This is a genomic window from Hydrogenophaga sp. OTU3427 (genome assembly GCF_038440225.1).
In the GTDB taxonomy this organism is placed as follows: Bacteria; Pseudomonadota; Gammaproteobacteria; order Burkholderiales; family Burkholderiaceae_C; genus Hydrogenophaga.
This window is the reverse complement of the sequence record NZ_JASATI010000047.1, coordinates 1-25,237: the sequence shown is the minus strand read 5'-3', so window position 1 is coordinate 25,237 and position 25,237 is coordinate 1. Positions and strand designations below refer to the sequence as shown.

The following is a 25,237-nucleotide window of genomic DNA, read 5'->3' as shown; positions in this document are numbered from 1 at the left end:
CCATGATGCGTTTCCTCGAACGCCTCCCACTCAACACCAGACTCACCATGGGCTTCGCCTGCATGGTGATGGTGATGGTGCTGACCGGGGGGTACAGCCTCTACAACCTGTATGTGGTCAACCAAGACGTGCAGCGGCTGTATCACGTCGACCTGCAGGCCGTGTTTCACGCCAAGGACGCCGAGACCCGGATCGCCCAGATGGGGCGCGCACTGCGCCAGGTGGTGCTGGCCGCCGATGAGATGGAGCGCGACCGGGCGAAAAAGCAGCTGAGCGAGGCGCAGACCCGTCTGGGCGCGGCCATCGCCGAATTGCGCCAACGCATCGTGCGTGAGGAGGCGCGGCGCTTGATGGCCCGTTTCGATACCGACAACGCCACCTACCAGCGCAATGCGCAGCACGCCATTCAACTGCTGGAGGAAGGCAGCATCGCGGACCTGCGCGCTTTCATCTCCCAGGCCTCCTTTCAAGAGGTCGCGATCAAGGCTGTCGAGTCTCTGGAAGCAATCACGCGCCTGAAGGAAAACAGCGCGGAGGAGGGCGCCCGCCGATCGGACCGCCTGGCCGAGCAGAGCACACAGGTGGCCCTGGCCTTGCTGCTGGCGGGCACGGGCCTGAGCCTGCTGCTGGGCTGGGCCATCGCCCGCTCGGTACGGGGACCGGCGCACCGGCTGGTGGCTCACATGGAGAACCTCGCCGCCGGACAGTTGCAACATGAGGTACCCCACACCGACTACCCCAATGAACTGGGCGCCCTCGCACGGGCGGTGCATGTGCTGCAAAACGACGCCCGGGAGCGCGAGAACGAGCGCTGGGTCAAGGCCCATCTGGCCACGCTGTCGGCCCGCATGCAGGCGGCCGACAGCCTCGCAGAGCTGGCACGCCAGTTTCTATCCGACATAGCCCCACTGTTGTGCGTGGAGCAGGGCGCGCTGTTTTTGCTCGATGAATCGGGCCAACGCCTGGTCCTGCTCCAGGGCTATGCATTCCGCGCCGACGAGGGCCTGCACAGCACGGTGGCACTGGGCGAAGGACTGGTGGGCCAATGCGCGGTGGAGCGCCGCCGAATCGTCTGGGAGCACCCACCAGAGGGGTATCTGCACATCCACTCCGGACTGGGGGCGGGCACGCCGAAGGTCATCGTGGCCAGACCCATCCTGCACAGCGATCGCCTGCTGGGCGTGTTGGAACTGGCCAGCTTTGAACTCCCGACCCCGGCCCGCCAAGCGCTGCTCGATGGCGTCATGCCCTATCTGGCCATGAGTCTGGAAATCCTGGAGCGCAACGCCAAGACCCGGCAGTTGCTGACGGAGACGCAACGCCAGGCCGAAAACATGGAACGCCAAGCCGCCCAACTCGAGGAACAGACGGTGGAACTCGAAGCCCAGCAGGCCGAGATCCGCGCCACCGAAGCCTGGTACCGCGGCATCATCGAGTCGGCGCCCGACGGCATGCTGGTGGCCGATGAGAGCGGCCATATCGTCATGGTCAACCCCCAGCTGGAACACATGTTCGGCTATGGGCCTGGCGAATTGAACGGCCAAGCGGTCGAGGTGCTGGTGCCCGATGTGGTGCGCGCGCGCCACCCTGCCTTGCGGCAAGGCTTCATGCACACCGGGGGCTCGCGCACCATGGCGGCGCTCAGCAACAACCTGTCGGGCCGCCGCAAGGATGGCGGCGAGTTTTCCGTCGACGTGGGGCTATCGCGCCTGCCCGCACTGGGAGGGCGTGGTGTGTGTGTGTGTGCCTCGGTGCGGGACGTGACCGAGCGGCGCCGGGCCGAGGAGAAGGTGCGCGAGGCGTTGGAACAAGTCGAACAGTCCAAAAAGCTCAACCAGGCCATCCTGGACAACTCGCCCGCGGTCATCTACCTGAAGGCGCTGGATGGGCGCTACCTGTTCGTCAACCGCGCCTGGTGCGATCTGTTCGGCCGCGAACCGCACAACGTGGTTGGCCATACCGCACACGAGGTGTTCGACGCCGCGACCGCCGACGCCTATACCACCGCTGACATGGATGTCATCGCATGCGGCGAGCTGCGCCACAGCCAGGACACCGCACGTGTCAACGGACTGGTGCGCACCTACGACACCGTGAAACTTCCATTGCGCGATGCAGATGGCCAAATCTACGCCGTGTGCGCCATCGCCACCGACATGACCGAGCGGCTGATCTCCGAGCGGGCCGTGGCGGAAAGCGAGCAGCGCCTGAACCTGGCGTTGCGGGGCGCCAACCTGGGCATGTGGGACTGGAAGGCCGAAACTGGCTCCAACGAGTTCAACGACATCTGGGCCGAGATGCTGGGCTACACCCGTGACGAACTGCAACAGGATGGAAGCGGCTCGCTCGGGTTGTGGGCGCGCCTGGTGCACCCCGATGACAGGGCGGGTGCGGGCCAGGCCTTCGACCAATGCATCCGCAACGCTGTGCCGGACTACCGCGCCGAGTTCCGCATGTTGGCCAAGTCCGGCGAATGGCGCTGGATCCTCGCCATCGGCCGCGCCACCGAGCGCGACGCACAAGGACAGGCGCTGCGGGTGGTGGGTATTCACCAAGACATCACCGAACAGAAGCTGGCCAACGAACGGGTGCGTGTGGCGTTGGAAGAGGTGCAGAAGTCCCAGTCGCTGACACAGGCGCTGCTGGACAACTCGCCTACCGACATCTACCTGAAGGACACGTCGGGACGCTTCCTGCTGGTCAACGCCCATTTCGCCACCCATATGCGCGAGAAACTGCACATCGAGCCCGAGGCCCTGCTGGGACACAGCTTGAGCGAACTGGCGGGTGAAGCCACCGACCAATGGGGCCAGGAGGCCGACGCCAAAGTGCTTGCCCGCGGCGAGCTCATGGAGTTCGAGCAGGTGGTTGGCACGCCCGAGCAACCCGAGTTCAGGCAAGTGTTCAAGTTTCCGGTGCGTGACCCCAATGGCCATGTCTACGCCATCGGCGCGATCGCGCAGGATGTCACCGAACGCAAGCGGATGCAGGACGCGATGCGCCGCGCCAAGGAAGTGGCCGAGGACGCCACGCGGGCCAAGAGCGACTTCCTGGCCAACATGAGCCATGAAATCCGAACGCCCATGAACGCCATCATCGGCATGTCGCACCTGGCACTGCAGACCCCACTGGACAAGCGCCAGCGCAACCACATCGAAAAGGTGCACCGCTCGGCCGAGAACCTCCTGGGCATCATCAACGACATCCTGGACTTCTCCAAGATCGAGGCCGGCAAGATGAGCATGGAAGCCATCGACTTCCGGCTCGAGGATGTGATGGACCACATGGCCAACCTGGTGGGCCTGAAGGCCGAGGACAAAGGGTTGGAGCTGCTGATCCAGATGGGGCCGGACGTGCCCACGGCCTTGGTGGGTGATCCGTTGCGCCTGGGGCAGGTGCTGATCAACCTGGGCAACAACGCGGTCAAGTTCACCGACAAGGGCGAGGTGGTGGTAGGCGTGAAGGTCGTTCGCCAGGATGCCTCGTCGGTGGAGCTGCACGGCTGGGTGCGCGACACCGGCATCGGTATGACCCCCGAACAGCGCGGACGCATGTTCGAGTCGTTCAGCCAGGCCGACTCGTCCACCACCCGCAAGTACGGCGGCACCGGACTGGGGCTGGCCATTTCGAAGAAGCTGGTCGAGCTCATGCATGGCCGCATCTGGGTCGAGAGCGAACCCGGCAAGGGTTCGGTGTTCCATTTCCATGCGGTGTTCGGCCTGCAGGCCGTGCCCACCCCCCGACGCAGCCACGACGCACAGGCCTTCGCGTCGGTGCGCACGCTGATCGTCGACGACAACGCCAGCGCGCGCGAAATCCTATTGGGCATGGTGAACGAATTCGGCATGCACGCCGAACTGGCGCACAACGGACAGGAGGCACTGGAGCAGTTGCTGGCGGCCCAGCGCGCCGGACAGCCTTTCGAGCTGGTGCTGCTGGACTGGCGCATGCCCGTGCTCGATGGCCTGGAAACGCTGGAGCGCCTGCCGGGCATCGGCCTGACCCCCTTGCCGGCGGTCATCATGGTGACGTCGCACGGGCGTGAGGAAACGCTGCAGAACGCCGGCACGCAAGGGCTGAAGCCCAGCGCCGTGCTGACCAAGCCGGTCACGGCCACGACATTGATCGAGGCCGTGGGCGAGGCATTGGGCAGAGGTGTCGTGGTGGAAAGCCGCAGCCACCAGAAGGCCGACGTGCAGCGCGAGCACATGGATGCCTTGCGAGGCAGCCGGGTGCTGCTGGTGGAAGACAACGACATGAACCAGGAGCTGGCCCAGGAGCTGCTGGGGCAAGCCGGCATCGAGGTGGTGCTGGCCAACCACGGCCAGGAGGCACTGGACATTCTGGCGAAGGACAGCCGCTTCGATGGCATCCTGATGGACTGCCAGATGCCCGTGATGGACGGCTACACGGCGGCCCGGCACATCCGCGCCGACCCGAACCTGTCCCACCTGCCCATCGTCGCGATGACCGCCAACGCCATGGCGGGTGACCGGGACAAAGTCATCGAGGCCGGCATGCTCGACCACATCGCCAAGCCGCTGAACGTGGGCGGCATGTTCGCCACCATGGCCCGGTGGATGGCGCGGCGCACGCCGGTCGCGCCATCCGCTTCGATGGCGAGCGCCACCGCGCCCGCCGCCGCACCGCAGCCCGACGGGCTGCCACCGCTGCCGGGCATCGACACCCAGCGCGGACTGGCAACGACCATGAACAACCCTTCGCTGTACCGTCGGCTGCTGGGCAAGTTCCGCGACGGTCAGCGTGGCTTTGACGCGATGTTCGAAGCCGCCCTGAGCGATGCGGACGCCAGCGCACCCGCACGCGTGGCCCACACGCTCAAAGGCACGGCGGGAAATATCGGGGCACTGGCGGTACAGGCCGCCGCCGCCCAGCTGGAAGCGGCCTGCCTGGCGGGCGACGGCGATGCGGTACCCGCCGCCAGGGCGCTCGTGCTGGTGGCCTTGTCGCCGGTGATCACAGGCCTGGACGCGCTCGACACCGGCCAAACCGCCAGCCCAAGCACCGCCCCGCCCGCGGACAACGACGCCTTGCGTCAGGCGCTGGCCCAGCTGCGCACGCTGCTGGACGCCAGCGACAGCGACGCCGCAGACGCGTTGGAGGCCCTGCAGGCGCTGGCACGTGGCACGGTCTTGGCGCCCCAGCTAGAACCGCTGGCGCGTGCCATCTCCGACTTCGATTTCGACAAGGCGCTGAACCTGGTGGACGGGCTGATGGCGGATCATGCTGGTGCTGGCACGTGAACCGGTGGCGTCCGCCGCAGAGCCACGCGCACCGACCGTGGTAGCCCTGGGAGCGTCCGCTGGCGGCCTGGAGGCATTGCAGGAGCTGTTGTCCCGGTTGAGGCCCAACGGCCACACCGGCTATGTGGTGGCCCAGCACATGGCCAGCGACAGCCACCACGATCTCGTGCTCCAACTGCTGCAGCGCGTATGCGCGTTGCCCGTGCGCTTGATGCAAGCGGACGAGACACTGGTGGTCGACGCCGTGACCCTCATTCCCTCGGGGTTCCATGCCCAGTGGCAGGCCGGTCGCTGGGTGCTTCAGCCACCGTCGGCGCGCTATTTCTCCACCCCCTCGGTCGACGCGCTGCTGGTGTCGTTGGCGGAAGGATTGGGGTCCGCGGCCGCCGGTGTGATCCTGTCGGGGGCGGGCAGCGACGGCGCACACGGCGCCACGGTGTTGTGGCGCCACGGTGGCCGCATCTGGATCCAGTCGCCACGACAGGCACGTTTCGACGGCATGCCCAGGGCCGCGCTGGCGGCCGTGCCGAATGCCCCCGTCCTGAAGGTCGAGGACATGGCGGCCCAGTGGCAGGGCATGGACCCACCGCTCAACCCGGCGCCCACCGCAGCAACGCCGGACCTCGGCGCACTGATCGGCCAGGTTCGTCGGGTCACCGGGGTCGATTTTTCTGGCTACAAACCGGACACCCTGGAGCGGCGCGCAACCAAGCGGCTGCAGGAGTTGGGGCTGGAATCGCTGGCGGACTATGTCGGCTACGTGGAGAACCGTGCGGAGGAGGCCTGGACGTTGCAGCGGCGCTTCCTGGTTTCCGTGTCCTCGTTTTTCCGCGACCGCGCCGCCTTCGAGGCACTGGGGCGGGCGTGGCGATTGACCCCCGGCCCGTCGACGGCCGCGTGGCGCTGCTGGGTACCGGCCTGTGCCACTGGAGAAGAAGCCTACACACTGGCCATGCTGCACGCGGAGGGCCAGCGTGACGGCAGCTGGGCACACCGCCTGGACGTGCTGGCGACCGATCTCAACGAGGAGGCCTTGCGGCACGCACGGCAGGCGGTGTATGGGCACAGGGCCACGCGGGAAATGGACGATGGCCTGTGCCAGCGGTATTTCACGTCGCGCGACAACGAACTTGAAGTCATTGCGTCCATCCGCGCTGGTGTGCGCTTCGAATGTCAGGACCTGCTTGCCGTCCAGCCCGAGGGCCCGTGGGATGTCATCAGTTGCCGCAACCTGCTGATCTACCTGCAAACCCCGCTGCAGGAACGGCTGATCGCCGACTTCCATGCCCGCATGGCGCCCGGTGGCTGGCTGTTCATCAGTCCGGCGGAAACCCTTCCACAGGCGAGCCTGCGCTGGTTTGCGCCCCACGACATGAACCACCGCATCTACCGCCGCTTGCCTTGATCCATTGACCCAGATCGGAGAAACCATGAACGCTGCCCCGACCGCCCTCAAGCGCCCCACCGTGCTGGTGGTGGATGACACGCCTGACAACCTGTCCCTCATGTCCGGTCTGCTGCGCGACCTCTACCGCGTCCAGGTCGCCAACAGCGGCGAAAAAGCCCTCAAACTGGTGCGGTCCGGCCAGTTGCCCGACCTCATCCTGCTCGACATCATGATGCCCGGCCTGTCGGGCTATGAGGTGTGCGAAGCGCTGAAGGCCGAGCCCGCCACCCGCGACATTCCCATCATCTTCCTGACGGCCATATCGGCCACGCAGGACGAGAAGAAGGGGCTGGACATGGGCGCGGTCGACTTCATCACCAAACCGGTGAACCCACCCATCGTGATGTCGCGGGTGGCAACCCAGCTCAAGGTCAAGGCGGTCGCCGACTTCCTGCGCGACCAGAACGCCTACCTGGAGGCCGAGGTCAAGCGGCGCACCGAGGAGCTCGCGGCCATCCAGGATGTCACCATCATGGCCATGGCCTCGCTGGCGGAGACACGTGACAACGACACCGGCAACCACATCCGGCGCACCCAGCACTACGTGAAGATCCTGGCGACACACCTGAAGGAACATCCCAGGTTCCGACATTTCCTCTCCGACAAGATCATCGAAAGCCTGTTCAAGTCGGCTCCGCTGCACGACATCGGCAAGGTGGGCATCGCCGACCGCATCCTGCTCAAGCCCGGGCGCTTCACCCCGGAGGAATTCGAGATCATGAAGTCGCACACCCGCCTGGGCCGCGACGCCATCCAGCACGCCGAGGACCAACTGGGCCTGAAGGTCGAGTTCCTGCAGCTCGCGAAGGAAATCGCGTATTCCCACCAGGAAAAGTGGGACGGCTCGGGCTATCCCGAAGGCATTGGCGGGGACGACATCCCGATCTCGGCACGCCTGATGGCCGTGGCCGATGTCTACGATGCCCTCATCAGCCGACGCGTCTACAAGGAGGGCATGCCCCACGAAAAAGCGGTGGAAATCATCCTGCAAGGGCGGGGCAGTCACTTCGACCCGGACATCGCCGACGCGTTTTTTGTGCTGTCCGAGGACTTCCGCGCCATCGCGACCAAATACGCCGACGACGACGACGCCATGCGCGAGAAAGAGGCGCAACTCAAGATCATTCGGGGTGAATGACACCGGAGTCGAGCAACGGATGCCAGCGATGCACATCCGCCTGCCTGGCGGATGGTGACAATGGCCGCCGCCGATGCCGTTCACTCCCGTCGATATCGCTCAGATTTGCACGCGCGTGCCCAGCTCCACCACGGCGTTGCCTGGCAGGCGGAAGAAGGCCACCACGCCGCCCGCGTTCTGACTCATGGCCGCGAACAGGCGTTCGCGCCAGTGGGCCATGCCGCCACCAGGCGTCGGCACCACGGTCTCCCGGCTGAGGAAGTAGGTGGTCTCGAACAGCGGAATGGGCAAACCCTTGGCCTGCGCCAGCTCCAGCGCCTTGGGCACGTCGGGCGTGTTCATGAAGCCGAAGTTCACCGTCACCCGCGAGAACCCATGCCCCAGCGACTCGATGTCGAGCCGCCGCTCCATGGGCACCCAGGGCACGTCATGGAACACCACGGTCAGGATCACGTTGCGCTCGTGCAGCACCTGGTTGTGCTTGAGGTTGTGCAAGAGCGCCTGCGGCACGGTGCTGGGATCGGCCACCGCGTAGACGGCGGTGCGTTGCGCGCGGTTCAGGTGGCGCGGCTCCAGCGTGTCGATGAAGGCCTGCAGGGCCAACCCATCGGCCCGTATGCTCTGCAGCACCAGTGCACGCCCGCGCGCCCAGGTGCTCATCACGCCGAACAACAGCAGCCCAAGCGCGAGGGGGAACCAGCCGCCGTCCAGGAACTTGATGGCGCAGCCCGCCACCAGCAGCGCGTCGATGACCAGGAAGAAGCCCGTCGCCCCCCAGGCCAGCGGTGCCGGCAGGCGCCAGCCTTCGCGCACCACGAAAAAGGTCAGCACGGTGGTGATCATCATGGTCAGGGTAACGGCGATGCCGTAGGCACTGGCCAGCGCCGATGAGCTGCCGAAATACAGCACCACCGCCACCACGCCGGCCAGCAAGGCCCAGTTCACCGCCGGCATGTAGATCTGGCCGATCTCGCGGGCCGAGGTGTAGCGCACCGACATGCGCGGCAGAAAACCCAGCTGTATGGCCTGCTTGGTCATGGAATAGGCGCCCGAAATCACGGCCTGCGAGGCGATGATGGCCGCCAGTGTGGCGAGCACCAGCGCCGGCAGCACCCAGGTGTCGGGGAACAGGCGGTAGAACGGATTCTCGATGGCGGTCGGGTCGCCCATGAGCAGCGCCCCCTGGCCCAGGTAGTTCAGCGCCAGCCCCGGCAGCACCAGCCCTGTCCAGGCCAGCTGGATGGGCCTGCGGCCGAAGTGCCCCATGTCGGCGTAGAGCGCCTCGGCACCCGTGAGGGCCAGCACGATGGCACCCACGGCGGCGAACACCTGCCAGCCCCGATCGGCCAGGAAGTACCAGGCCCGCAGGGGATTGAGGGCGGCCAGGATGGCCGGTTGCTGCGCGATGTGCACCACGCCGATGGTGCCCAGGACCACGAACCACATCACGATGATCGGCCCGAAGAAGCGTCCCACCACGGCCGTGCCGAAACGCTGCATGAGGAACAGGCACACCAGAACCAGCAGCGTGATCGGCACCACATAGGGCTTGAGCGCCGGTGTGAGCAGCTCCAGCCCCTCCATCGCGCCAAGCACCGAGATGGCGGGGGTGATGACGCTGTCGCCGTAGAACAGAGTGGCACCGAAAACGCCCAGCAACAGCAGCGCCTGGCGCAGGGCAGGGCGGGACTGCACAGCCTTGGCGGCCAGCGCGGTGAGCGCCAGACCACCGCCTTCGCCGTGGTTGTCTGCCCGCAGAATGAGGATCACGTACTTGAGCGTGACCACCAGCATCAGCGCCCAGAAGATGGCCGAAATCGCGCCCACCAGATGTGGCGCGTCGAGCGGCACGCCGGTGTGTGGGGCGAAGATTTCCTTGACGGTGTAGAGCGGGCTGGTGCCGATGTCGCCATACACGACGCCAACGGCCCCCAGCGTGAGGGCGGCAAGACCTTGTCTTGTCGGGTGGTGGGCGGCAGTGGTGTCGGCGCTGTCCGCTGGGACGTTGGCGCGACGGGGGAGCGTGGTCATGAAGACTCCGGTGGTTCCGAAGGCCACACGATCGCACCAAGGACATCAGGATCGCATAAGGGGCCGGGGCGGCGGCTCAGGGAGTGTCGGTGTCACTGTGGCCATCACCGTCGGCAATGCGGTAACCCACTCCGGGCTCGGTCAGCAGGTACTGCGGTTCGGCGCTGTTGTCCTCCAGCTTGGCACGCAGCTGCCCCATGTAAAGCCGCAGATACTGCGTCTGTTCGGTATGTTCGGCGCCCCACACATCGGCGAGCAGCTGCCGGTGCGTGACCACCTGGCCACTTTGACGCACCAGGCGAGCCAGCAACTTGAACTCGGTGGGGGTGAGGCGAACCTCCTGTCCGTGACGCCGCACGCGGTGTGCGGCGAGATCGATGTCCAGCGCACCGTTGCGGTAGCGAAGCACGGCTGGGCGTTTGTGCTGGCCCCGGTGGCGCAGCGCCACGCGCATGCGCGCCAGCAGCTCGCCGATCCCGAACGGCTTGACCAGGTAGTCATCGGCGCCGCTGTCGAGCAGGCGAATCTTCTGGCCTTCGGCCTCCCGCGCCGAGATCACGATCACCGGCGTGCCACCCACGCGGCGCAGCTCGGTCAGAAAAGTCTCGCCATCGCCGTCGGGCAGGCCCAGGTCCAGCAAGACCAGCTCCGGGGCGCTGTGTCGCTCGGCGTGTTGAAGCAGCGCGCGTGCATCAGCCAGGCTGGCCGATGTCTGCACGGCATAGCCCTCCACAGACAACGCCTCCTTGAGTGCCGCGCGCAGTTCGCGGTCGTCTTCGATCAGCAGGATGCGCTGGCTCATGGGGCTTCGTCGCCAGGCGGTGGCGTGTCGGTCAGTTCGCGCAGCGGCAGTGCGCATTCGAAACAGCAACCGCCGTGCGCCCGTGCGTGCAGGCGCAGCTCCCCACCATGGGCACGGGCGATGGCCCGGCACACCGCCAGGCCCACACCGGCCCCCTGGCGCTGGGCCTCCACCGAACGTGCGTGCCGGCGCTCATCACCACGCTGGAACACCTCGAACACGCGTTCGTGCCACGCCGGCGCGATCCCGGGCCCACGGTCGCACACGCAGAGCAGCGCGTCCGGACCCTGGTGTCGCACCTGCAGTTCCACCGCCGACTCCGCCGGGCTGTACTTGAGCGCGTTGTCCAGCAGGTTTTCCAGCAACTGCGAGACCAGCAGCGCGTCGCACCACAGCAGCGGCATCTCGGGTTCGACCCAGGCCTTCACCCGCGCGCCGTCGGGACGGCGGCGGGCGCGGCGCAACACGGCACCGACAATTTCCTCGGCCGACTCCCAGTCTCGCCGCAGTTGCACCGAAGGCGCGTCCAGCCGCGCCAATTGCAAGGTGTTGTTGGTCAGCCGGCTCAGGCGCTCTGTCTCTTCCACAATGCCTCCGGCGAGGCGGCGACGCTGGTCAGCGTCCAGCTTGTCGGCCTGGTCGTGCAAGGCCGAGGCCGCACCCATGATGGTGGCCAGCGGCGTGCGGTAGTCGTGCGAAATGGCGGCCAGCAGCGCATTGCGGGTGGCCTGCAGCTGGGCCTGCTCGCGCGCCTGCTGCTCGCGTGCCACGATCAGGGAGCGGTGCAAGGCGCTGCCCATCTGATCGCACAGCGCTTGCAGGTGTGGCCGCAGCGCGGGATCGGCTTCGCGCGTGGCCAACCCGACCAACAAGGCCGCGCCGAGTGTGACGCCGCGTCCGCGCAGGGGCAGGTAGGCGTCGGGCAGCTCGCCGTAGCGTCCGGTGCCCACCCCCATGGGGTGGCCGTCGCGGATGCACAGGGCCAGGCCGGCGCGCTGCTCGTCGCTCACATCGCCCACCCGCAGGGTGGACGCATCCTCCTCGGGCTGCGCGTCCAGCCCGCGCAACACCACCACGGCCACGGGCCCGTGCGTGGCATCGGCCAGCACGTCGTGCAGGGCGCTGGCGTGGGCGGCGGGGTCCGCCGCGTCGCGCAATGTGTCGCCCCAGGTGCGCAGACGCGTCTCGCGTTCGGCCACCTGGCGGGCGGCGTCGGCCACGCGGCGCTGACGAATCACCAGGCCCGAAATGATCCAGTTCACCACCAACATGGCCAGCAACAGCAAGGCGTGCTGGTGCAAGTCCACCGTGAAAGTGAAACGAGGTGGCACAAAGGCCCAGTTGAACCCGACCACGGCCGCAGCACTGGCCAGCGCGCTGACGCCCCCGGCCAGCCAGAGCGAGGCCACGGCCGAGGTCAGCATGAGCACCATGGCCAGGTTGGCCAGATCCAGCACGCTGTCCAGCCCCAGCATCAAGGCCCAGCCGACCCCCCAGGTGAGCCAGGGCCAGGCGCTGCGCCAGCCGGGGGCGGTGGTGTTCGGTGGAATGTGCATGGTGGACAAGCCTAGTGCCGAGGCCATCAGGAAAGCATAAGGCCACGGCGGCGATCGGCTTCGGCCAACCGGGACTCAGCGTCTGTGCCAGTAGGCCGCCGCCTGGGTGCGGCTGTCGAGGGCGAGCTTGGTCAGGATGTTGGCCACGTGGCGTTTGACGGTGTGCAGGCTGAGGTCCAGCGCGCGGGCAATGAGCTTGTTGCTCTGGCCGTCGGCCAGCAGGGCGAGCACCTCGCGCTCTCGGGCCGACAGCGGGTCGTCCGACGGCGCCACATCGGCCGGTGCGGCCGCATCGCCCGACCAGGCCACCAGACGGCGGCGCAGCTGTGCCTGCGCGGCCACGGGGCAACGCAGGCGCGGGCCCAGGGTTTGCCACAGGTTCAGCAACCGGCCCGGGGGTTCCAGCAGCAGGCCCAGGCCCTGGTCGGCGATGGCCTCGGCCAGCACCTCGTCCAGCGTCCTGGCGGCGGCATCGGCCTCCCCCTGTCCGGCAAGGCAGGCCGCCAGGGCGAAACGCGCGTCGCCCATGAAGGCCGGCAGCCGCCCGTGGCTTTGCAGCGCGGCGGCCTGCTCCAGCCAGGGCCGCGCCGCCGCCAGATCGCAACACAGCAGGGCGTACTGGCCTTGCACCAGGGCGGCGCCGGTGTCCAGCACCGGCCATTCGCGCGCCGAGCGCGGCCGGGCCAGCTCGGGCAGCAGCGCGGCCAGGCCGTCGGCATCCTCGGCGCGCCAAAGGATGCGGGCCTGTGCATGGACATAGGTGCGCCGCCAGCCTTGGCTGTAGCCGGGTGTCATGATGCCGGGCACCTGGGTGATGACGCCCAGCGCCTCGGCGACATGGCCTTGCGCCGCCAGATGCAGGCTGTGCAAATGCAGGGCACTAATGTTCAGCATCACGTCGCCAGGCACATGGCGCTGCAGCTGCAGCAGGGCCTGCAAGGCCTCGCGGGCCGGCCCGGGCTCGCCGTGCCAGAAGGCCAGCCAGGCATCCAGCGCCGGCACCTGAACCTCGCTGGTGCGGCCGTCGCCACGGCACAGCCCCCTCAGTCGATCCATCAGGGGCCGCGTGCCGGGCAGACCGGTGAAATGCCCGTAGCTCATGTCCAGAACATTGGGGTAGCGTGCCTCGGGCGCCAAGGCGACGTTGTCGACCAGCGCGCTCAGCCCGGCCAGTACCGCCGCGCCATCGCCCCTGGCCACGCCATTCCAGGCGCGCAAGGTATCGAAGGGCACCTGCAGTGCCGGTGGCAGCTGGGCATCGTCCGAGGCCGCCAGCGTGCGGGCCGCCTGTTCCAGATCGCCCAGCGCGTTGTGGCACGAGCCCAGCATGCCCAGCGCAACCAAGCGATCACGCTCCTGCCCCTGGCGCGCGAAGGCGTCGTGGCTGCGCTGGAATTCGTCGCGGGCGCGCACCCAGTCCCAGCGCGACCAGGCGCACCAGGCGCGCAACAGGGCAGCCTCGGCATGCGGCTCCCGCCAACCGGGCGGCAGTTGCTCCAGCCAGCGTTCCAGGCGGTGGGTGCCGCCGACGGCCAGCAACCCGTCTGCCATCTGGCGCAGCGCGGCCAGGGCCTCGGACCAGCGCCCCGCGGCCAGCCAGTGCGGCACGGCTCGCTCGACGTGCCCGGCCTGCGTTTCGGCCTCGGCGGCACGGGCATGCAACTGGGCGGCCAGCCCGGGCTCGCGGCGCTCCAGCTCGCCGCGCAGGAAGTCCCGGAACAGGTCGTGGAAGCGCAGCACCGGCACGGCTTCGTCCAGCGCGCTCAGGAACAACTGGCGCCCGAACAGGGCATCCAGCACCGCCCTGGCGTCGCCGCGGCCGGTGACGGCCTGGCACAGCGCCGGGCTGAGCTCGGGCAGAACGCTGCTGTGCAGCACGAACTGTCGCAGCTGCGGTGGCAGACCGGCGAGCACCTCCTGGGCGAAATAGTCGAACAGGTGGCGCTGGGCCGCTGGACCAATCTGCGAGGGCAGGCCGGCACCATCGCGCGCGCTGCCCAGCATCAGGTGCAGGCCAGCGACCCAACCGTGGGTACGTGCCAGCGCGGCCTGCAGCGCCTCGTCGGACAGGGCCTGCAACCCGCGCTGCCGGCACAGCGCCTGGGCCGCGTCGAGGTCGAACTGCAGGTCTTCGAAACCCAACTCCACCAGCTCCCCGCCGGCCCGCCAGCGCGCCAGCGACAAAGGCGGCGTGACGCGGCTGCCGATGTAGAGGCACAGTTCCGGTGGCGCGCGGGCGATGAGGGTGTCCAGCAGCTGCAGCGCCGCCGCATCGGTGACGTGGTGGAGATCGTCCAGCACCAGGGCGATGCGGACCTCGGGCCGCCCGCCAAGGGCATCGATCAACAGGCCCAACGCGGTACGCGCGGCGGGACTGGCGTCCTGCAGCTGGGCCAGCACCGTGGCCGGGGGCACGGCCCAGGGCAGGTCCAGGACCGCGAGGGCACCAAACAGCGCGGCGAACAGGCGGTTGGCGTCGTTGTCCTCGGCGTCGAGCGAGACCCAGACCACCTCGGCGCCGGGCGTGGCGGCGAGCACGGCGGTCAACTGAACCAGCAGCGTCGTCTTGCCGAAGCCAGCCGGCGCCTGCACCAGCACCAGCCGGGCATCGGCGGCCCGCTCCAAGGTGCGCGCCATCAGGGCCGGGCGTGGCACGGTATCCCGCCGCGGGCGCGGGATACGGTACTTGCTGGATGGGGCGGTCGACGTGCGGATGTTCATGGGCAGAGGCGCTCGGCTGCCCGATTCTAGGGAGCATGCGCCATGCCCAGGTGCAGCGCCACGGACGCATCAACGCGCCGTGGCGATCACCGCCCTGGGCCTCGCCAGACGACACATGGGGTCAACGGGTGGCCGGCGGCAGCGGGGCGGGCACGCGGTTGCGCAAGGGAGGTAGCGTTTTCAGGTAGGCGAACATGGCCATGAGGTCCGCGTCGGTCATCTGGCCATAGGCGGCGGGCATGGGCGGCAGCAGCGGGCGGCCGCGGCCAAGGTGGCGGCCGGTGCGCAAGGTCTGGACGAAGTCCTGCTCGCTCCAGCGGCCCAGCCCCGTCTCGGGGTCGGGTGTCAGGTTGGCCGTGAAGCTGACGCCCCAGGGGCCGGCCCAGGCCGTGTTCGTCGCCGACGAGATGACCAGCCAAGGCCCCACTGGCAACGTCGGCACCGGCGGCATGGCCAGGCCCTCGGGGTGACCGGCGAAGCTGCGCGCGTCATCGGGCTCGGGGCCACGGGGTCCCATCCTCAGCGGCGTGTGGCAATCCGCGCAGCCACTGGTGTTGACCAGGTAGCGGCCGTGTTCGATGCGGTCGCGCGGGGCAGGTCCGGCCGCCTGGGCGGCCAGGGTCGTGCACAAGGTCAGAAGCAAGGCGAGGTGTTTCATGGGGGTGCTCCGGTCGGTGGGATCAGCGCACTGTGCCGGGCGGCGCGGTGGCCGGCATCCGCCGAACAGGCCAGCGCCAAGGCCGGCGAAGAGCCATGCCCGTTCAGGCAGCAATGGCCCATCGGAGCGATGCTGTTGCGGCGGCAAATCGCCACACTGGTGCTCCTTTCCTCCCAACCTTGACCGACCATGAGCACCACAACCCGTTTCGACATCTACGCACCCATCCACAAGGCCCTGCGCCTGTTCATGACCGACACACTGCACGGCCTGGGTCGGCTGGACCTCGACGACACGCAAGACCGGGAAGCCGGCCTGGCACAGCTGGAGGCACTGCTGGACGCCGCCAACTTCCACCTGCAACACGAGAACGACCACATCCACCCGGCCATCGAGGCACGCCACAGCGGCGCCAGCGGTCGCATCGCGGCGGAACACCGGGAGCACCTGGACGCGATCGCCATGCTGCGGGCGCAGGCCGCTGCGCTGCGCGCCCAGCCCGAAGCGGCGACGGCCCACCGGCTGTACCGCCAGCTCGCCGCCTTCATTGCCGAGAACTTCGAGCACATGGACGTGGAGGAGACCCGCCACAACCAGGCGCTGTGGGCGACCTACAGCGACGCCGAGCTGCAAGCGATCGAAGGCCGCATCCTGGCCAGCATCGGGCCGCAGGAGATGAGCCAGTGGCTGCGCTGGATGCTTCCGGCCTTCAACCCCAAGCAGCGTGCGCAGCTGATCGCCGGTCTGCCCCCGGAGGCCCGGGCACCGGTGCTGGCCTTGGCCCGCTCGCAACTGGATGATGCGGCCTGGGCCAAGCTGTGCGGCGCGCTGGACCGGGCCCCGGAGGCCAGCCTTGTGGCGGCCTGAGCGAAGCGTTGTCGGGTCGGTGGTGGCTCGCGAGCAACGGGCTGTCCCACGCCCGTGTGACGGCCATCCGGCTGTCACCGGTCCCATGTCGCCAGCCAAGTTTCAAGCGCGCAGCCGCGCCCCAGCAGCACCGCCCGGACGTTCAAGCGATCCATCACCGCCGCCGAAGGCGTGTCTCCCAAGGGGTACAGCCGCTTGTTTTCAAGCCAGACGTAGGTCATGGGATAGTGCCTGGACATGGCCAGCCACAGGCCTCGCGCAGCCGGTGACTGTCTGGCGCCGGTCATCAGGCATTGCCCGCCGTCGAGCCACCAGCGGTAAATGCCCGATGCAATGCCACGCCGGCGGTGGCTCTCGGACACCTTGGTGTGCGGCGCCCGGAAATGGTGGCCTGCGGGACGACCCACATCGCTCAGGCGGTTCAGCGTGACATAAGCCACCACACGCCGAGTCAGGACGTTCATCACATAGACGAAGTGCTCACCACCCGCCCAGCGCGCCATGGCCTGTAGCTGCAAAGGCAGGCCGGGGAGGTGGGGCAACGCTTCGCTCTGTGGTCGCCAGACCGCGCTGCGGCGGCCCAACGCTTCCAGCTCGGACTCGATGCGGTCTTCGGGCAAGTGAACGTCGATGCGCAGCTCGGCGCGCGCGTGGGCCCAAGGTGGCGGCCACCACGGTGCACTCGATGTACACACGCTCATGTCTCGGCCCACCAGCCACTGAGCAGGCGCTCGGGCTTCTCCCGTGCACGGACCCATCCGCACCGATCCCAGGCATCCATGGGCGTGACCAGGCCCGCGAAAACGCCGTAGTCCGGCCCGGCCGAGATCCGCCCCCCGGCCTGCATCGATTCGCCCACGCGAATCACGCCACCGGCTTCAATGTCCTGGGCGGCGACCAGGCCCGTGCCACATTGCAGATGACCTTGCGTGCGAACGGACCCGGCGGTCTCCACACCTTGGGCCACGTCGAGCCCGCCGGAAACGGTCACGTCCCCGCCAGCGCGCACGCCGCCCTGGGACCACAGGTGGCCACCCACCACCATGCCATGTCCTGCATTGATGCGCCCGTCCACGCGCACATCACCGTCGATTTCCGCCTCCCAGCCCACACGCAGGTGCCCCCCGCAGCGCAGCGAGTGCCCCACGTTCAAAGACCAGCCAACGCGCGTGTCGGAGGCCACCTGCAGCGCGCCGCCGCACCGCAGCGCGCCACCCACCCGCAAGTCCTCTCCCACCTGCAGCAGCGTCCCGGCTTGGACGCCACCGCCCACGTTGAGCGAGCGCCCGGTGCGCAACACGGACTCGACCGCCAGCGAACCCCGGCATTCCACGCTGCCGGCATACACCAGGGCGGACGCGTCGAGCCCGTCCAGGTGCAACACGTCGTCGGTGGGGCCGAGCTGATCGAGCAACCAGCAGGCGTCCTCCAGCCGGCCCGACACCACCAGGTCGTCCAGCAAGGCCTGGTAGCCGCTGAGCGTCTCCTGGCGTTTCAGGTACCACCGGTAGCCATCGGCGCATGGGCGTTTGCTGCGGATGAAGTCGCGCGTGATGTCCTTTCTGGTGTGTGCCGTCACGTCGTGGCCCTCCGCCCCAGGGCCGGCAACCAGGCTTTGCGTGGCTGGGCCTTGGGCACGATCAGCACATCCGACTGCAGTTCGTGCGTCAGCGTCACCGCCAGCGGGTCGCCCCACAAAGGCCAGGACAGGCAGCGGCGCTGACCACAGCCGACCACCACCAGCTCGTGCCGATGGCCCCGCTGCTGCGCCAGGATGCGTTCAGGCACCTGACCGTGGACCGCGGCGCAGTGCAGGGCGCCCCGCGTACCGATCAAGCCGCGCGCGAGCTGGGCCATCTTCTGATACACATCGACACAGGCGTGGCGCATGAAGTGCTCCAGCACAATCGGACCGGCGTCGTCGAGCGTCCGGCTGGCCACCTCGGGGATGTCGGCCACATGGAAAACGTCAATCCGGGCGCGCCCTGCCAGCGCCGTGGCCCAGCGCAGGAGGTGCGAGGAATCGGTGCGCAGCGACACCGGCACCAACACCTTGTGATAGGTAGAGGGTGTATGTGTATGCATGACCAGAATGGGCACGGTGTGCAGGCGCAACGCCCGCGCGAGCCAGTCGGCACCGGTCTGCCGCGCTTGAGAGGCAGGTGGCACACCAGTCAAACACAACAGCGTGCTCTTGCCCGCATGAAAGCGCAGCACATCCAGCGATGTCATCGCTTCTTCAATGGCCTCCACCACCAGTTCGAACTGGCGACCGAGATGACGCGCGCGCTGTTCCAGCCGTGCCAGCGGCGAATCGAACACGTTGTGCCCGGCTCCGCAGTAGGCCAGGCGCAACCGCATGCCGGTGGCCGCGGCCAGCGCGGCGGCTTTCTCCAGATGCCGGTGGCTGTGCGCATCGAGCGCGGTGAGTGCGAGCAACACGGCGGTCATGCCCACCTCCATGAAGACAACATGTGGCCTTTTGGCGACGGGTCGGATATTGGCAACAGGCGACGTCGGGCATCCGCCGCCGATGGGTGCGCATGGTCCATGGGACACAGCAACAGGTCGCAGCCCAGTGCCCGTGCCAGCCGCTGCTGAAACGTGCGTCGCAGCCAGCGCTCCAACACGCTGCTGGGGGGACACATGGCCACCACCAGATCGGCGTCGGCGTGTTGCGCCTGATACAGCACAGACAGCGCCTTGTCTGTGGGTCTGCCATGGAACAGCACCCGGTTTCGCCGGCTGCTCTGCAGGTCCGAATACCGGATCTGCGGGAAGCCACCTTCCGGCGCCATGGGCGGTGGCCACTCGCGGAGGCGCTCGGGCCCTTCGTCGGCGGCCGTGGCGCGAGCGGCGCGGCGTCCCGCGTCCAGATCAAACAGCTCCAGCGTCCGAGCGTCGGTCACCCGCGCAGCGAGTCGCCCCAGGCGCAGCGCGTCATCGTGCTGGACGCATGCAATCAGCACCGTGTCGCAGGGCTGACCCGCATCACGGTGAACCAGCAGCACCGGTGATGTGCCGTGGTCAATCAAGGCCGCGCCACGTCCCCAAAGAGACCGCAACTTCAGCGAGGCGGCGGTCGCCGGGTCCACGACCACCAGGGCAGACAGGCGGCGCGCCGCCAGCCAGTGCCCAAGATCACGCGTCTCACCGGGGGGGTGCTGAACGTCGATGGCCCAGCGCCGTGCCAACTGCCTGGACCGCATGCCCAGGCGCACGAGCCGGTCGCCGAGTTCGGGACCGGACGATTCGCCGCTGTAGCCCAATTGCAAAGGCACGCCCAGGCGCGCTGCCAGCTGCGCGGCGCGTGTGACCGCGTTGTCAGCGGCCGCTGAAAAGTCGGTGAATGTCACCACGGTATCTGTGTTCATCAAGGCTCCGGCAAAAGGTCGCCCCGTCCGGTCAGGTCGACCCGGACAGGCGGTGTCCCGCATGAAAAATGAATGGGGTGCAGTCGCAGCGCTACGTCGTGTAGTCACCACTCGATTCGGGCTGGAACAGCACCGCATCGATGGTCAGCAGGCGCTGCTTGCCCGAGGGCATGGTCCAGACCACCCGCGCACCCACACACCGGCCGAGCAAGGCCAGTCCGACGGGGGACAAAACGGAAATGAAGCCCGCGTTGGGTTCCGCATCGTCGGGATAGCACAGGGTCAACTTGCGCTGCTCGCCGTCGTCCTGTGTCACGAGCACCTGCGAGTACAAGGTCACCACGTCCGGGCGCACCTCGGCCGATTCGATGATCTCGGCCGTGTCCAGCACGTCGGCCAGTGGCTCGGGCGGATGCCCGCCGTTCAGTTTGAAAAGACGGCCGTGGTCAAGCTTGGTGAGCCACAACTCACCGGGGGGAATGTTTGACATGAGAACTCCAGAGGGCCATTCGCAAACGAACGGCCACCGTCACGCTGGGTTGTGGGCCCGGCGACAGGAGTTGCGCAAAAAAGAGGAGGAGGGGTGTCGCCGGGCTCAGGAATCTGCGGCTGGCAGGCAGATATGAGCGTCGCCGGTTTGGAGCGTCGCGGACACGCGTGCGCAGCAGCCAGGCTTTTGCAAGCCCGGACCGAACGCAAAGTTATCGTGTCCTGTGAACATGGGACGGACTGTACCCATGGATGCTTCAGGTGTCAAACATACCCATGAAGCACAGCCCATCAAAGTGAGATCGAACCCCGCCAGTTGCCCCAGGCGAAAGACACGCTGATTGCAGCGTTTCAGGTAGCGGTATGTCGGCCGGCCACGTTCGCTTGCGCACAGACGCCCAGCCTGATGCTGCCTATGGTTTGCCCTGGACCGATGGCTCTCGATGCCACACAGGTGCTGGGCAAGCGGTGCGGACCCGTTCCGTGTTGACGTCCGCACGACTCGAAGGAAATCTTGGTGCAGCCGCGGTCTCATTCGCTTCTCAACTTCAACAAAAGGTGAAACCATGAACAAGGATCAAGTCAAAGGCACGCTCAAGGAAGCCGCCGGAAAAGTTCAAGAAACCACGGGCAAGGTGATCGGCAGCACGGAGCAGCAGCTCAAAGGCATCAAGAAGAAGGTCGAGGGCCAGGCACAGAAAAATGCCGGCGACATGAAGGAAATCATCAAAGACGCCGGCAAACAGTAGGCAACGTCAAGACCGGGGAGGGCGCCGGTACGCCCTCCGGTATGCCGCCACCTCTGGCGATCGTCCGCCAGCACTTCGCACCCGTTGACTTGATCGTGGGATCGGGAGTCTTGCGCCCGGCTATTCGAGCTGGGACGCAAGCGGTTGAGCTCGTGTTCGGCCCTCTGTGAGGGCGAAGGGGGACAGCGACAGTCGTCAACGACACGGTGCTGCGCCAAGACCGACGCGATGGTATTACACAGCCTCCCTTTGTTTTCAAGGCGACACGAGCCCTCCAAGATGAAATGCATGGCGTTCAATCTGGCTTATTCAAATCTCGTCAATCAGTGTGCCTTGGCGCTTGAGCGCGCAGGTCGTGGTGACCGCCTTGGCCGGGCGACGAACGTGAACAGGCGTACGACGGTGCTTGTGAACTGCGTGCTGGCAAGTTCGGCGTTGTGGGGTTGCGGCGAAAGTGCGACTTTGTCGGTCAAACAGGGCACGGGGCCGCGGCCCGAGTTGCCCATGCCAAGATCCGCTTTGCTCCCCACAGTGAACATAGCCCCTGCGACGGGTTGGCCATCAGGCACCATGCCGCAGGCCGCCGCTGGACTGCAAGTGCGTCCCTTTGCCAGCGGTCTCGATCACCCGCGCTGGTTGCTGGCGCTGCCCAACGGCGACGTGCTGGTGGCAGAGAGCAACGCGCCGCGCAAGCCTCAGAGCAGCATGGGGATCAGGGATCGCCTCAGGGCGCTGCTGATGAAGCGCGCTGGCGCCGGCACGCCCAGTGCCGACCGCATCAGCGTGCTGCGCGACGCCGATGGAGACGGCATAGTCGAAACCCGATCGGTCTTGCTCAGCGGCCTGCATTCACCCTTTGGCATGGCGTTGATCGGCGATCGCCTGTTCGTGGCCAATGCCGACGCCGTATTGGGTTTTCCGTACCGCAGCGGCGACACCGTCATCACGGCACCCGGCACCAAGCTGCTTGACCTGCCCGGAGCACCGATCAACCACCATTGGACGAAGAACCTGCTCGCAAGCCAGGATGGCCGCAAGCTGTATGTCAGTGTGGGTTCCAACAGCAACATCGCCGAACGCGGCCTGGAGGTCGAAGCAGGGCGAGCCGCAATCTGGGAAGTTCAGGTGGACAGCGGTGCCCACCGTGTTTTTGCATCGGGCTTGCGCAACCCCGTGGGTATGGCATGGGATGCGAGCGGTCAAGTGCTGTGGACGGTGGTCAACGAACGGGATGAACTGGGCAGCGACTTGGTGCCCGACTACCTGACCGCGGTGAAGGACGGCGCCTTCTACGGCTGGCCATTCAGCTATTTCGGGCAGCACCTCGATCCGCGTGTCGCGCAGTCACAACCCGCGCTGGTGGCCACCGCGCGGGTGCCCGACTACGCCCTGGGCCCGCACACCGCGCCTCTGGGCCTGGCGCGTGCCGAAGGGGGCAAACTCCCACCCGCCTTTGCGGACGGCATGTTCATCGGCCAGCATGGTTCGTGGAACCGCCGACCACACAGTGGCTACAAGGTGATCTTCGTGCCCTTTCGCAACGGCACCCCGGCCGGCCCACCGCTGGATGTGCTGACCGGCTTCCTCAGTGCGGCGGGCGAGGCCATGGGACGCCCGGTGGGCGTCGCCATCGATACACGCGGTGCGCTGCTGGTGGCCGACGATGTGGGCAATGTGATCTGGCGCGTCAGCGCACAACCCTGATGGTCCAGATGAACAAATACATCGCCGCCTATGCCGGCACCTTCTTCGTGTTGGTGTCCCTCGACATGATCTGGCTCAGCGTCATCGCCAAGCCGCTGTACCAGCAAGGCATCGGCCATCTTCTGGCTGACAACCCGCAGGTGGGGGTCGCAATGCTTTTCTATCTGTTGTTCGCGCTCGGCCTGTTGGTCTTTGCGGTATTGCCGCAGCACGGCGGCTCAGGCTGGGTTGGCACCGTGATCCTGTCTGCTCTGTTTGGCTTTTTCGCCTACGCCACCTACGACCTCACCAACCTGGCCACGCTGCGTGGGTGGCCGCTGGACCTTTCGCTGCTCGACCTCGGCTGGGGCACGGTGGTCAGCGCCGTCGCAGGCGCCGGTGGCAAAGCCGCCCTCGACTGGGCCACGACGCGCCCATCGCCCTGAACACGCCCGCACGGCCAGCCCGCGTTCCGCTCCCTATGAGGTGCCCATCCGTGGTCGGCCCGGGTCGGCGGATGCCATGTCGCCAACGTGGCCATCTGGCAGGTTGTTGCGCAACAGTCATTTGATCATGCTCCAATTGGATTCCAAATAGATTCCAAATGGATGCCATGAAAAGCACGCTTTCGACGACAGAACACAGGCAACGCACCGGGGAGACCGAGAAGATGACGGTCAACGTCGGTGTGGTCGACTTGGGACATGTCGACCTCTTGGTCCAGGAGGGGTTTTATTCGAACCGCTCGGATCTGGTGCGCACGGCACTTCGAAACCAACTGGCATTGCACGCCGACACGGTCAAGCAGACCGTGGCCCGGCGAACACTCACGGTGGGCCTTCAGCACTACAGCCGCGCCGATCTCGAGGCGGTGGTGGCGGCGGGCCACAGGCTGCAGGTCCAAGTCGTTGGGTTGGCCCGCATTGCCGACGACGTGACACCTGAGCTGGCGCACGCCGCCATCGAGTCGGTGACCGTGCTGGGCGCTTTCCAAGCCAGCCCAGCCGTGCGACGGGCGCTGTCCGACCGCATCCGTTGATCCTTTTATCCCCTCATAAAGAACACCATGAAACACCCCTTCAACGCCCGCGCACCCGCCTTTGATGCGGACGCGATCAACGCGACCATTCAACGCGCGCTCGCCTCCGCCGGACTGGGCACCACGGCCGGCCCGATGCGGGAGGTGACCGACACCATCCGGCGCGCCCTGGGAGGAAGCAACCATGGGCTGCCCGGTCACGGGCTGGACGGTGAGTCCGTCATCGATGTGGTCGCACGCGTCATCCCAGCCGTTGACGAACCGGTCGCCAGACGGGAACCCCAGCTGTCGATCGGAGAAGCACAGCATCCAACCGGTCGCTTCGAGACACACGCGTTCAGCAACGATGCCGGCCAGCGGTCTTACAAGGTCTATGTGCCGAGTGCACAACCTGAAGGACCGCGGGCGATGATCGTGATGCTGCACGGCTGCACCCAGTCGGCCGACGACTTTGCAACGGGCACGCAGATGAATCGCCTGGCAGACAAGCACGGGTTCCTGGTGGTGTACCCCGAACAGAACCCGCAGGCGAATCCATCGAAGTGCTGGAACTGGTTCAACCCACAAGACCAACAGCGTGGCACCGGCGAGCCATCATTGATCGCAGGCATCACTCGCAAAGTGGCCGATACGCACGGCGCCGATGTGCACCGCATCTTCGTTGCAGGCCTTTCGGCCGGCGCGGCGATGGCCGTGGTGCTGGGAGAGACCTACCCTGAGCTGTTTTCCGGTGTCGGCGCCCATTCAGGTCTCCCCTACGGCAGCGCGCATGACATCCCCTCGGCCCTGGCCACCATGAAAGGGGGACGCAGCGGGACGCGCGGGCCGATGAACACACCCGTCGCAGCAGCCACACCCAGCAAGAAAGCCCTACAGGCCGTGCCCACCATCGTGTTCCACGGAGACAGGGACCACACCGTGCAGCAGGCCAATGGCACCCGCATCCTGCAGCAGGTACTGGACGCACACGGTGCGCAAGCGATGGCCGGCACGTGGCGTACCGACACTCAGACCGGTATCACGCCGGGTGGACAGCGTTTCAGCCGCACAGTCCATGCGGATATCAATGGCCGTTCCCCCATCGAAAGCTGGACGGTGCACGGAGCAGGACATGCCTGGTCGGGCGGCCATGCAAGTGGTTCGTACACCAACGCCAAAGGACCAGACGCTTCAGCAGAAATGGTGCGATTCTTCATGGCGCTTCCTCGCTCGGGATCGGTTTGAGCTGTGCGCGCTTCAACGCATTTGAAACAGATGCCTTGGTCGAGCCGTGAACACTAAGAACTTATCCGTAAATTATGTTGACGCTCAACGGCACCTTGCGAAACGCGATGATCGCCGCCGCGAGATGGTTGCGTGCGAGAAAGCTGCGCTCGAGCTTCTCGTAGCGCACGAGCAGTTTGCGGAAACGGTTGAACC

At 67.0% G+C, this 25,237-nt stretch carries 19 protein-coding genes and 1 pseudogene; 9 read left to right on the top strand and 11 right to left on the bottom strand.

Annotation, left to right across the window (positions count from 1 at the left end):
* The first annotated feature begins 2 nt into the window (after positions 1–2).
* The 3 genes from AAHB17_RS20410 to AAHB17_RS20400 are packed head-to-tail and all read left to right on the top strand — an operon-like array spanning position 3 to position 7,849.
* Positions 3–5,264, top strand: coding sequence for a PAS domain S-box protein (locus AAHB17_RS20410; protein WP_342132717.1), 5,262 nt, complete (start codon positions 3–5; stop codon positions 5,262–5,264).
* A 37-nt stretch (positions 5,265–5,301) separates the two neighbouring features.
* A complete protein-coding gene (locus AAHB17_RS20405; RefSeq protein ID WP_342132716.1) occupies positions 5,302–6,669 on the top strand; it encodes a chemotaxis protein CheB in 1,368 nt (455 codons plus the stop codon).
* Between the two features lie 25 nt (positions 6,670–6,694).
* A complete protein-coding gene (locus AAHB17_RS20400) occupies positions 6,695–7,849 on the top strand; it encodes a response regulator (protein ID WP_342132715.1) in 1,155 nt (384 codons plus the stop codon).
* 99 nt (positions 7,850–7,948) lie between these two features.
* Here the strand turns inward: AAHB17_RS20400 and AAHB17_RS20395 are convergent, their stop codons facing one another.
* From AAHB17_RS20395 to AAHB17_RS20375, 5 genes are all read right to left on the bottom strand, one after another.
* Positions 7,949–9,880: a potassium transporter Kup gene (locus tag AAHB17_RS20395; protein ID WP_342132714.1), complete on the bottom strand. Its 1,932-nt coding sequence runs from the start codon at positions 9,878–9,880 to the stop codon at positions 7,949–7,951.
* Positions 9,881–9,956: 76 nt separating this feature from the next.
* A complete protein-coding gene (locus AAHB17_RS20390; protein WP_342132713.1) occupies positions 9,957–10,682 on the bottom strand; it encodes a response regulator in 726 nt (241 codons plus the stop codon).
* A complete protein-coding gene (locus AAHB17_RS20385; protein ID WP_342132712.1) occupies positions 10,679–12,238 on the bottom strand; it encodes a sensor histidine kinase in 1,560 nt (519 codons plus the stop codon). Before AAHB17_RS20385 ends, AAHB17_RS20390 begins: the two co-directional genes overlap by 4 nt.
* 75 nt (positions 12,239–12,313) lie before the next feature.
* Positions 12,314–14,959, bottom strand: a complete 2,646-nt coding sequence (locus tag AAHB17_RS20380; RefSeq protein WP_342132711.1) for a LuxR C-terminal-related transcriptional regulator — start codon at positions 14,957–14,959, stop codon at positions 12,314–12,316.
* A gap of 121 nt (positions 14,960–15,080) precedes the next feature.
* Positions 15,081–15,617, bottom strand: a complete 537-nt coding sequence (locus AAHB17_RS20375) for a c-type cytochrome (RefSeq protein WP_342132710.1) — start codon at positions 15,615–15,617, stop codon at positions 15,081–15,083.
* 189 nt (positions 15,618–15,806) lie between these two features.
* Here AAHB17_RS20375 and AAHB17_RS20370 point away from each other — a divergent pair, with 189 nt between their 5' ends.
* A complete protein-coding gene (locus AAHB17_RS20370) occupies positions 15,807–16,484 on the top strand; it encodes a hemerythrin domain-containing protein (RefSeq protein ID WP_342132709.1) in 678 nt (225 codons plus the stop codon).
* Between the two features lie 74 nt (positions 16,485–16,558).
* Here AAHB17_RS20370 and AAHB17_RS20365 read toward each other — a convergent pair whose 3' ends face one another.
* From AAHB17_RS20365 to AAHB17_RS20345, 5 genes are all read right to left on the bottom strand, one after another.
* Positions 16,559–17,104 (bottom strand): N-acetyltransferase, encoded by a 546-nt coding sequence (locus tag AAHB17_RS20365; RefSeq protein ID WP_342132708.1) that lies wholly within the window; start codon positions 17,102–17,104, stop codon positions 16,559–16,561.
* 77 nt (positions 17,105–17,181) lie between these two features.
* Entirely contained in the window at positions 17,182–18,063 is an 882-nt protein-coding gene (locus AAHB17_RS20360; RefSeq protein ID WP_342132707.1) for a hypothetical protein, read from the bottom strand.
* A complete protein-coding gene (locus AAHB17_RS20355; protein ID WP_342132705.1) occupies positions 18,060–18,935 on the bottom strand; it encodes a universal stress protein in 876 nt (291 codons plus the stop codon). The genes AAHB17_RS20360 and AAHB17_RS20355 overlap by 4 nt, the downstream gene beginning before the upstream one ends.
* Positions 18,932–19,840: a hypothetical protein gene (locus AAHB17_RS20350; RefSeq protein WP_342132703.1), complete on the bottom strand. Its 909-nt coding sequence runs from the start codon at positions 19,838–19,840 to the stop codon at positions 18,932–18,934. The genes AAHB17_RS20355 and AAHB17_RS20350 overlap by 4 nt, the downstream gene beginning before the upstream one ends.
* A gap of 109 nt (positions 19,841–19,949) precedes the next feature.
* Complete coding sequence (locus tag AAHB17_RS20345; protein WP_342132702.1) at positions 19,950–20,348, bottom strand: GreA/GreB family elongation factor; 399 nt, start codon at positions 20,346–20,348, stop codon at positions 19,950–19,952.
* Positions 20,349–20,913: 565 nt separating this feature from the next.
* Here AAHB17_RS20345 and AAHB17_RS20340 point away from each other — a divergent pair.
* The 5 genes from AAHB17_RS20340 (at position 20,914) to AAHB17_RS20320 (ending at position 25,042) form a co-directional block, all read left to right on the top strand.
* Entirely contained in the window at positions 20,914–21,096 is a 183-nt protein-coding gene (locus AAHB17_RS20340; protein WP_342132701.1) for a CsbD family protein, read from the top strand.
* A 288-nt stretch (positions 21,097–21,384) separates the two neighbouring features.
* The gene (locus AAHB17_RS20335; RefSeq protein ID WP_342132700.1) at positions 21,385–22,800 is read left to right on the top strand and encodes a PQQ-dependent sugar dehydrogenase; all 1,416 of its coding nucleotides are present in this window, start codon (positions 21,385–21,387) and stop codon (positions 22,798–22,800) included.
* Positions 22,801–22,808: 8 nt separating this feature from the next.
* Complete coding sequence (locus AAHB17_RS20330) at positions 22,809–23,225, top strand: DUF2177 family protein (RefSeq protein ID WP_342132698.1); 417 nt, start codon at positions 22,809–22,811, stop codon at positions 23,223–23,225.
* A gap of 158 nt (positions 23,226–23,383) precedes the next feature.
* Positions 23,384–23,818 (top strand): CopG family transcriptional regulator, encoded by a 435-nt coding sequence (locus AAHB17_RS20325; RefSeq protein WP_342132697.1) that lies wholly within the window; start codon positions 23,384–23,386, stop codon positions 23,816–23,818.
* A gap of 27 nt (positions 23,819–23,845) precedes the next feature.
* Positions 23,846–25,042, top strand: coding sequence for an extracellular catalytic domain type 1 short-chain-length polyhydroxyalkanoate depolymerase (locus AAHB17_RS20320; protein WP_342132696.1), 1,197 nt, complete (start codon positions 23,846–23,848; stop codon positions 25,040–25,042).
* A 61-nt stretch (positions 25,043–25,103) separates the two neighbouring features.
* On the opposite strand, the pseudogene AAHB17_RS20315 reads toward AAHB17_RS20320, so the two are convergent.
* A pseudogene (locus AAHB17_RS20315) lies at positions 25,104–25,237 on the bottom strand (IS5/IS1182 family transposase); the annotation flags it as partial.

Excerpts from the sequence above, each read along its gene's own strand:
- AAHB17_RS20410 (WP_342132717.1), top strand. The coding sequence starts at position 3 with ATGATGCGTTTCCTCGAACGCCTCCCACTCAACACCAGACTCACCATG.
- AAHB17_RS20400 (WP_342132715.1), top strand. The coding sequence starts at position 6,695 with ATGAACGCTGCCCCGACCGCCCTCAAGCGCCCCACCGTGCTGGTGGTG.
- AAHB17_RS20395 (WP_342132714.1), bottom strand. The coding sequence starts at position 9,880 with ATGACCACGCTCCCCCGTCGCGCCAACGTCCCAGCGGACAGCGCCGAC.
- AAHB17_RS20390 (WP_342132713.1), bottom strand. The coding sequence starts at position 10,682 with ATGAGCCAGCGCATCCTGCTGATCGAAGACGACCGCGAACTGCGCGCG.
- AAHB17_RS20385 (WP_342132712.1), bottom strand. The coding sequence starts at position 12,238 with ATGCACATTCCACCGAACACCACCGCCCCCGGCTGGCGCAGCGCCTGG.
- AAHB17_RS20380 (WP_342132711.1), bottom strand. The coding sequence starts at position 14,959 with ATGAACATCCGCACGTCGACCGCCCCATCCAGCAAGTACCGTATCCCG.
- AAHB17_RS20375 (WP_342132710.1), bottom strand. The coding sequence starts at position 15,617 with ATGAAACACCTCGCCTTGCTTCTGACCTTGTGCACGACCCTGGCCGCC.
- AAHB17_RS20370 (WP_342132709.1), top strand. The coding sequence starts at position 15,807 with ATGAGCACCACAACCCGTTTCGACATCTACGCACCCATCCACAAGGCC.
- AAHB17_RS20355 (WP_342132705.1), bottom strand. The coding sequence starts at position 18,935 with ATGACCGCCGTGTTGCTCGCACTCACCGCGCTCGATGCGCACAGCCAC.
- AAHB17_RS20345 (WP_342132702.1), bottom strand. The coding sequence starts at position 20,348 with ATGTCAAACATTCCCCCCGGTGAGTTGTGGCTCACCAAGCTTGACCAC.
- AAHB17_RS20340 (WP_342132701.1), top strand. The coding sequence starts at position 20,914 with ATGAACAAGGATCAAGTCAAAGGCACGCTCAAGGAAGCCGCCGGAAAA.
- AAHB17_RS20335 (WP_342132700.1), top strand. The coding sequence starts at position 21,385 with ATGGCGTTCAATCTGGCTTATTCAAATCTCGTCAATCAGTGTGCCTTG.
- AAHB17_RS20330 (WP_342132698.1), top strand. The coding sequence starts at position 22,809 with ATGAACAAATACATCGCCGCCTATGCCGGCACCTTCTTCGTGTTGGTG.
- AAHB17_RS20325 (WP_342132697.1), top strand. The coding sequence starts at position 23,384 with ATGGATGCCATGAAAAGCACGCTTTCGACGACAGAACACAGGCAACGC.
- AAHB17_RS20320 (WP_342132696.1), top strand. The coding sequence starts at position 23,846 with ATGAAACACCCCTTCAACGCCCGCGCACCCGCCTTTGATGCGGACGCG.